The following is a 6,966-nucleotide window of genomic DNA, read 5'->3' as shown; positions in this document are numbered from 1 at the left end:
CGACCGCGGAGCGCATGCTGCGCCTGGGCCTCGTCGACGCGGCCATCGTCGGCGGCGTCGACACGCTCTGCGGCAGCGTCCTGTTCGGCTTCAACGCGCTGCAGCTGGTCTCGCCGGCGCCGTGCCGGCCCTTCGATGCGGCGCGCGACGGCATCAGCATCGGCGAGGCGGCGGGCTTCGCGCTGCTCGAGCGAGCGGATGCGGGCGCGCCGGGTGCGCCGCTCCTGCTCGGCTACGGCGAATCGAGCGACGCGCACCACATGTCGACGCCGCACCCCGAGGGGCTCGGCGCCGAACGCGCCCTCGACGACGCCCTGGCGCGGGCCGGGCTCGACGCCGGCCAGGTCGACCACATCAACCTGCACGGCACGGCCAGCACCAAGAACGACGAGGTCGAGGCGGCGCTCGTCGCGCGGCGCTTCCCGGCGCGCACCCATGCCAGCTCGACCAAGGGCATCACCGGCCACACCCTGGGCGCGGCGGGCATCGTCGAGGCGGTGGCCAGCCTCCTCGCGCTGCAGACCGGCTTCCTGCCCGGCACGGTCAACTCCCGCGATCTCGACGAAGCCTGCGGTCCGCAGATCCGCCTGCAGCCGCAGCGCGCCGACGTTCGCGTCGCGCTCAGCAACTCCTTCGGCTTCGGCGGGAACAACTGCGTCCTCGCCTTCGGCCGCGCCGACGGTGCTGCGGGTTCGACAGCCGCATGAGCGGCGCCCGCTTCCACGTCGAGTCGGCCGCCTTCTGGGCGCCGACGCTGCCCGGCTGGGCCGCGGCCCGCGCCGCCCTGCGCGGCGAAGGTCCGCTCGCCGACCCGCCGGCCAAGCGACCGGCGCCGGAGATCCTCGCCCCGGCGGAGCGACGTCGCGCCCCCGACACCGTCGCCCTGGCGCTCGAGGTCGCGGCGGCCGCGGCGCGCGATGCCGGCCGGGCTCCCGGGTCGATGGCTTCGATCTTCACCTCGGCGCACGGCGACCTCGCGGTCAACGACTACATGTGCCGCACCCTCGCCGAGCAGCCGACGCTCATCTCGCCGACCCGTTTCCACAACTCGGAGCACAACGCCGCCGCCGGCTACTGGACCATCGGCACCGGCTGCATGGCGGCAAGCACGGCGCTCACCGCCTTCGACGCCAGCTTCGCCGCCGGCCTGCTCGAGGCCGCGGTGCAGTGCGCGACGGAGGGCGAGCCGGTGCTCCTGGTCGCCTTCGACGTCGAGGCGACCGGCGCCCTGGCATCGGTGACGCGCAGCCGCGGCCTGGTCGCCGGAGCGCTCGTCCTCTGCAGTGAGGCGAGCAGCCGCACGCTCGCCGCGTTCGACTGGACGCTGGTGCCCGGGCCGACCTCGGTGCCGCCGCTGCATTCGGAGGCAGCGCGATCGCTGGCCGGCAGTGCCATGGCCGACGCCCTGCCGTTCTTCGAGTTCCTGGCCCGCCTGCCGCGGCCGCCGGAGCGAGCCGCCGCCGGCGCCGCCCTCGAGCTGCCGCTCGGCCGCGACCTCGCCCTGCGGTTGCGGCCGGCGAGCCTTGCCGAGGCGGGCGCGGGCATCGGCGCGGCGGCCCAGGCATGATCGCGCCGATGGCCGAGACCGCACCCACCGCCGCCACCCCGGGCCCGACGGCGACGCGGCACGACGTCGTCATCACCGGTGGTGGGCTCGCCGGGCTGACGCTGGCGCTGCAGCTGAAGCAGAGCCACCCCGGGCTCGACATCCTGGTCCTCGAGCGGCGCCAGCATCCGGTGCCGCACGCCGCGCACAAGGTCGGCGAGTCGACGGTCGAGATCGGCGCGCACTACTTCAGCCAGGTGCTCGGCCTGAAGGCGCACCTCGACACGGCGCAGCTGAAGAAGTTCGGCTTCCGCTTCTTTTCCTCGGAGGGCCGGCGCGACGTCGAGGCCGTCACCGAGATCGGGGCCAGCCGTTTCCTGTCGGTGCCCAGCTACCAGCTCGACCGCGGCATCTTCGAGAACTTCCTGGCCGAGGAAGCGGCGCGGCGCGGCGTGCGCTTCGCCGGCGGCGCGCTGGTCCGCGACATCGAGCTCGCTGCAGCCGGCGGCGAGCACCGGGTCGAGTGGACCGAAGGCGGCCGCCGCTGCGAGGCGCGCTCGCGCTGGCTGATCGACGCCTGCGGGCGGGCCGGGCTGATCAAAAAGAAGCTGGAGCTTGCCGAGCCGAACGGGCACGACGCCAATGCGGTGTGGTTCCGCATCGCTGACCGGATCCGCATCGACGACTGGTCGGACGACCCGTCCTGGCGCGGCCGCTGCGACCCGGCGGCGCGCTGGCTCTCCACCAACCACCTCGTCGGCCCCGGCTACTGGGCCTGGCTGATCCCGCTCGCCTCCGGCTCGCATTCGGTCGGCATCGTCGCCGACGCAGGCATGCATCCGCTGGCGACGATGAACAGCTTCGACAAGGCGATGGAGTGGCTCGGCGAGCACCAGCCGCGCCTCTTCGACGAGCTCGACGGCAAGCGCCACCTGCTGCAGGACTTCGCCTTCTTCCGCAACTTCTCCTACGGCTGCAAGCAGGTCTTCTCGGGCGAGCGCTGGGCCCTCACCGGCGAGGCCGGACTCTTCCTCGACCCGTTCTATTCGCCCGGCAGCGACTTCATCGCCATCGCCAACACCTACATCACCGAGCTGGTCGGGCGCGACCTGGCCGGCCGGCCGATCGAGGCGCACGCGCGCATCTACGACCAGATCTTCCATTCGTTCTACGAGAGCACGCTCGCCCTCTACCAGGGCCAGTACCCGATCTTCGGCGACGCCCGCGTGCTGCCGGTGAAGGTGATCTGGGACTACACCTACTACTGGGGCATCCTGGCGCAGTTCTTCTTCCAGGGCCGCATCGCCGACCTGCCGGCGCTGTCGGACCTGCGCCTTGAGCTCGCCCACTGCCAGCAGCTCAACGTGGAGGTGCAGCGGCTGCTGCGCGAGTGGAGCGCGAACCGGCCGCCCACGCCGGGCGACAACCGGGCGGTGATGCTCGACCAGGCCTCGCTGCCCTGGTTCGCGACGCTGAACGCGAGCCTCAACGACCGTCTCGACGATGCCGGCTTCCGCGCGCGCATCCGCCATTCGACGACGCTGATGCGCACGCTCGCCGGCGAGATCGCCGACCGTGCTGCCGCGACGGCAGGCGTCGAGTCCGGCCGCCTGCGCGCCGTGATCGACGCCGCCGCGCTGCCGGGCGTGCCCGGGGAACCCGGGGTGGAGGCGGCGGGCGCGCCGATGCTTTTCGCCGAAGCCGCCTGACGCTGCCCGCCGTCAGGCGACGACGCGCAGCCCGGTCGGACCGGCGTCGACGCGGCCGATGCGGGCTGCCGTGGCGAAGCCCTCGCGGCGAAACAGCGCGAGCACCGCCGCTTCGCTGGCCGGATCGCAGCTGACGAGCAGGCCGCCCGAGGTCTGCGGGTCGGTCAGCAGGTCCATCGCCACGGCCGGCAGGCCGGCGTCGAGCGCCACCTCGGCGCCGTAGCCAGCCCAGTTGCGGCCCGAGGCACCGGTGACGAAACCGGCGGCCGCAAGCGCCTCGACACCGGCGAGCAGCGGCACCCGGCCCCACTCGATCGTCACCGCCAGGTCCGCGCCGCGCGCCAGCTCGAGCGTGTGCCCGGCCAGGCCGAAGCCGGTGACGTCGGTGATCGCGTGCACCCCGGCCATGTCGGCCAGGGCGATGCCGGGCGTGTTCAGGCGCGTCGTCGTGTCGACGAGGCGGTCGTAGCCGGCGGCGTCGAGCTTGCCTTTCTTCAGCGCCGCCGACATGACGCCGACGCCGAGCGGCTTGCCGAGGATCAGCACGTCGCCGGCCTTCGCGTCGGCATTGCGGCGGACCTTGTCCGGGTGCACGAGCCCCATCACGACCAGGCCGTAGATCGGCTCGACCGAATCGATGGTGTGGCCGCCGGCGATCGGGATGCCGGCCATCCGGCAGACCGATTCGCCGCCGCGGATGACCTGGCCGATCGTCTCGACGGAGAGCTTGTCGATCGGCATCGCGACGAGCGCCAGGGCCATGATCGGCCGGCCGCCCATCGCGTACACGTCGCTGATCGCGTTGGTCGCGGCGATGCGGCCGAAGTCGAACGGGTCGTCGACGATCGGCATGAAGAAGTCGGTCGTCGCGATGAGCGCCTGCGTGTCGTTGAGGCGGTACACGGCGGCGTCGTCGGCGGTCTCGATGCCCACCATCAGCTCGGGCGGGACGATGCCGCCGGCGCTCGAGCGGAGGATCTCCGACAGCACGCCGGGCGCGATCTTGCAGCCGCAGCCGCCGCCGTGCGAGAAGCTCGTCAGCCGGACGGCGCCGGGGTCGGCCTTCGGGAAGGAATCGTTCATGGCGATCTCGTGGCGTGGGGAGGGCGGATTGTCTCAGCGCCGCGCTGCCGGGGTGCGAGCAGGTGCGACGAGGCGGCGCACCGCCGCGCGCTCGAGCGCCGGCCGGAAGCGCGGCGCGCGCGCCGCGCACTGCGCCGCAAGGTGCGCGGCAAAGGCGGAGTCATCGACGAAGCGGCGCATCAGGCGCGCCAGGGCCGGTGCATCGCCGACCTCGAAGGTGCCGTCGTAGTCGGCACCGAGAAGGCCCAGGTTGCCGTCGATGCGGCTGGCCAGCACCGGCACGCGCGAGCGCAGCGCCTCGATGACGACGTTGGCGCCGCCCTCGATCCGGCTCGGGTGGACGAGGGCGAGCGAACGGGCGATGCGGCGCCGCGCCGCCCCGTGCTCCATCGCGCCGAGCCAGAGGTAGCCGGGGCACGCCTGCATCGTCTGCGCGGCCGCGGCGCCGAGCGTCGGGTCGAGCGCGGCGCCGATGTGAGCGATTCGCACCGATGGCCCCACGAGGCGCGCTGCGGCCATCAGCGTCAGCGGGTCCTTTTCCTCGCGCAGGTGGCCGACGGCCACGAACTCCGCCTGCGCGGCCGGCCGCGGCGGCAGCAGCAGCGACGGCGCCGACTGGACGATGACGCGGGCCTTCGCCCGGCCCGCCGCGTCGAGCCGGGCCGGCCCTTCGTCCTGCAGCACGACGAGGGCGCTGGCACACTGCAGCGAATGCTGCGCGCGCTCATCCTCGTCGATGTCCCGGTACAGGTCGGTCCCGGTCAGGACCACCGCAATGGGCCGCTCCGGATGGTCGGCGTGGAAGGCGGCGATCGACGCCGCCGATCGCCGCGCGTGCAGCGCGATCAGGAGGTCGGCCGGTTCGCCGCGCCACTGCAGCGCCACCTCGCAGGCCGCGACCGGCGCCAGGAAGACGCGCCAGCGCTCGGCCGTGTGGGCGTTGCCGTTGTTGGCCCCGTGCAGGGCCGGCGTGACGATGTGGACGCGCGGCACGGCGTCCGGCGAAGCGGTCATCGGCCCATGATGGCACGCTCCGCCACCGATGTCTGACGCGCGCCGGCTCGCCGGCGACCGTCTCGGCGCCGCCCTGCGCGACAGTCGCGCCCGCACGCTCGCCCTCGTCGCCGACCTCGACGAAGCGCAGTGGAACGTGCCCGAGCAAGCGGGCATCAACCCGATCGCCTGGGAGCTCGCCCACCTGGCATGGTTCGGCGAGTTCTGGGTCCTGCGCGGCCCGCATCGGGCGACCGCTGACGGCTTCATCGAGGCGGCGCGCCCGGCCCGGATCGCCGGCCCCGACGCGCTCCACGACTCGGCGCGCCTGGCCCATGCCGATCGCTGGCGCCACCGCTGGCCGGACCGTGCCAGCCTGTTCGCGACGCTGCAGGCGCAGCTCGGCGCCTGCGTCGAGGCCATCCCGGACAGCGCCGACGACGCCGCGCTCTACTGGCACCGGCTCGCCCTCTTTCACGAGGACATGCACGGCGAGGCCTTCGTCTGGCTGCGCGCCGCGCTCGGCTGGCCCGCGCCCGCCGGCATCGCGGCGCCGGTCGCATGCGGCCGGCGCGAGCGGCTGCGCCTGCCCGGCGGCCCGGTCTCGATCGGGCGCGCCGCCTCCGAGCCCGGCTTCGCCTTCGACAACGAGGTCGAGGCGCACGTGGTCGAGCTGGCCCCGTTCGAGATCGATTCGGTCCCGGTCGACAACGCCGCCTTCCTCGCCTTCGTGACCGCCGGCGGCTACGACGAGCCGGCGCTCTGGCCCGGTGCCGCCGGCACCTGGCTGTCGGCGCACGGCCTGGCGCATCCGGGGCGCTGGCGCCGCGGCAGCGGTGGCTGGCAGGCGCGCTGGTTCGACCGCTGGTGTTCGCTCGATCCGCACGGCCCCGTCGTGCATGTCTCTGCATTCGAGGCCGAGGCGTGGTGTCGCTGGGCCGGGCGGCGCCTGCCCCGGGCCGCCGAATGGGAGCAGGCGGCACAATCCGCTCCCGGCTTCGAATGGGGCGGCAGCGTCTGGGAATGGACCGCCGATCCGTTCCGGCCCTGGCCGGGCTTCACGCCGGGACCGTACCGCGACTACTCGCAGCCGTGGTTCGAGAGCCACCGCGAGCTGCGCGGCGGCTCCTTCGCTGCGCACCGCCGGCTGCACGACCGGCGCTACCGGAACTTCTTCCTGCCCGGCCGCAGCGACGTCTTCGCCGGCTTTCGCTCGGCCTCGCGCCGCCCCTGATTCACCACCCGAAGGAAATCATGTCGAATCGTCGAATCCTGCTTGTCGCCGCGGCCGTGCTCGTCGCCGCGGGCCTCGCCCGGGCCCAGCCTGGCGAGGTGCTGCGCGTGTCGGCGATCCCGGACGAAGCACCGACCGAGCTGCAGCGCAAGTTCCAGCCGCTCGGCGACTACCTGCGGAAGGAGACCGGCCGCGAGGTCCAGTTCACGCCGGTGACCGACTACGCCGCGGTCGTCGAGGGCCTGGCGACGAACAAGATCGACCTGGCCTGGCTCGGCGGCTTCACCTTCGTCCAGGCGAAGCTGCGCACCAACGGCGGCGCCGTGCCGATCGTGCAACGCGCCGAAGACGCCGTGTTCACGAGCCGATTCATCGTGCCGGTGAACAGCACGGCGAAGACG

At 73.5% G+C, this 6,966-nt stretch carries 7 protein-coding genes; 5 read left to right on the top strand and 2 right to left on the bottom strand.

Translation table 11 applies throughout. The annotated features are described in order from the left end of the window. From AC30N0_RS06550 to AC30N0_RS06540, 3 genes are all read left to right on the top strand, one after another. Window positions 1–707: beta-ketoacyl synthase N-terminal-like domain-containing protein (locus AC30N0_RS06550; protein WP_489517122.1), on the top strand; the 707-nt coding region annotated here is incomplete at its 5' end. Continuing rightward, window positions 704–1,567: a beta-ketoacyl synthase chain length factor gene (locus tag AC30N0_RS06545; RefSeq protein WP_489517121.1), complete on the top strand. Its 864-nt coding sequence runs from the start codon at window positions 704–706 to the stop codon at window positions 1,565–1,567. The genes AC30N0_RS06550 and AC30N0_RS06545, both read left to right, overlap by 4 nt. An 8-nt stretch (window positions 1,568–1,575) precedes the next feature. Further along, window positions 1,576–3,255: an NAD(P)/FAD-dependent oxidoreductase gene (locus AC30N0_RS06540; protein WP_489517120.1), complete on the top strand. Its 1,680-nt coding sequence runs from the start codon at window positions 1,576–1,578 to the stop codon at window positions 3,253–3,255. 12 nt (window positions 3,256–3,267) lie between these two features. On the opposite strand, the gene selD is transcribed toward AC30N0_RS06540, so the two are convergent. Next, window positions 3,268–4,338: a selenide, water dikinase SelD gene (gene selD, locus AC30N0_RS06535; protein ID WP_489517119.1), complete on the bottom strand. Its 1,071-nt coding sequence runs from the start codon at window positions 4,336–4,338 to the stop codon at window positions 3,268–3,270. A 33-nt stretch (window positions 4,339–4,371) separates the two neighbouring features. Further along, window positions 4,372–5,352, bottom strand: a complete 981-nt coding sequence (gene senB, locus AC30N0_RS06530; protein ID WP_489517118.1) for a selenoneine biosynthesis selenosugar synthase SenB — start codon at window positions 5,350–5,352, stop codon at window positions 4,372–4,374. A 28-nt stretch (window positions 5,353–5,380) separates the two neighbouring features. On the opposite strand from senB, the gene senA reads away from it, so the two are divergent. Further along, window positions 5,381–6,565 (top strand): selenoneine synthase SenA, encoded by a 1,185-nt coding sequence (senA, locus tag AC30N0_RS06525; RefSeq protein WP_489517117.1) that lies wholly within the window; start codon window positions 5,381–5,383, stop codon window positions 6,563–6,565. A 20-nt stretch (window positions 6,566–6,585) separates the two neighbouring features. After that, window positions 6,586–6,966, top strand: a 381-nt coding sequence (locus tag AC30N0_RS06520; protein ID WP_489517116.1) for a PhnD/SsuA/transferrin family substrate-binding protein, incomplete at its 3' end; no start/stop codon positions are given.

This window comes from Rhizobacter sp., assembly GCF_031412495.1.
Lineage (GTDB): Bacteria > Pseudomonadota > Gammaproteobacteria > Burkholderiales > Burkholderiaceae_C > Schlegelella_A.
This window is presented reverse-complemented; position numbering and strand designations above follow the sequence as displayed.

Bases quoted from the DNA above. Each gene is read 5' to 3' on its own strand.
- AC30N0_RS06545 (WP_489517121.1), top strand. From the start codon at position 704: ATGAGCGGCGCCCGCTTCCACGTCGAGTCGGCCGCCTTCTGGGCGCCG.
- AC30N0_RS06540 (WP_489517120.1), top strand. From the start codon at position 1,576: ATGGCCGAGACCGCACCCACCGCCGCCACCCCGGGCCCGACGGCGACG.
- selD (WP_489517119.1), bottom strand. From the start codon at position 4,338: ATGAACGATTCCTTCCCGAAGGCCGACCCCGGCGCCGTCCGGCTGACG.
- senB (WP_489517118.1), bottom strand. From the start codon at position 5,352: ATGACCGCTTCGCCGGACGCCGTGCCGCGCGTCCACATCGTCACGCCG.
- senA (WP_489517117.1), top strand. From the start codon at position 5,381: ATGTCTGACGCGCGCCGGCTCGCCGGCGACCGTCTCGGCGCCGCCCTG.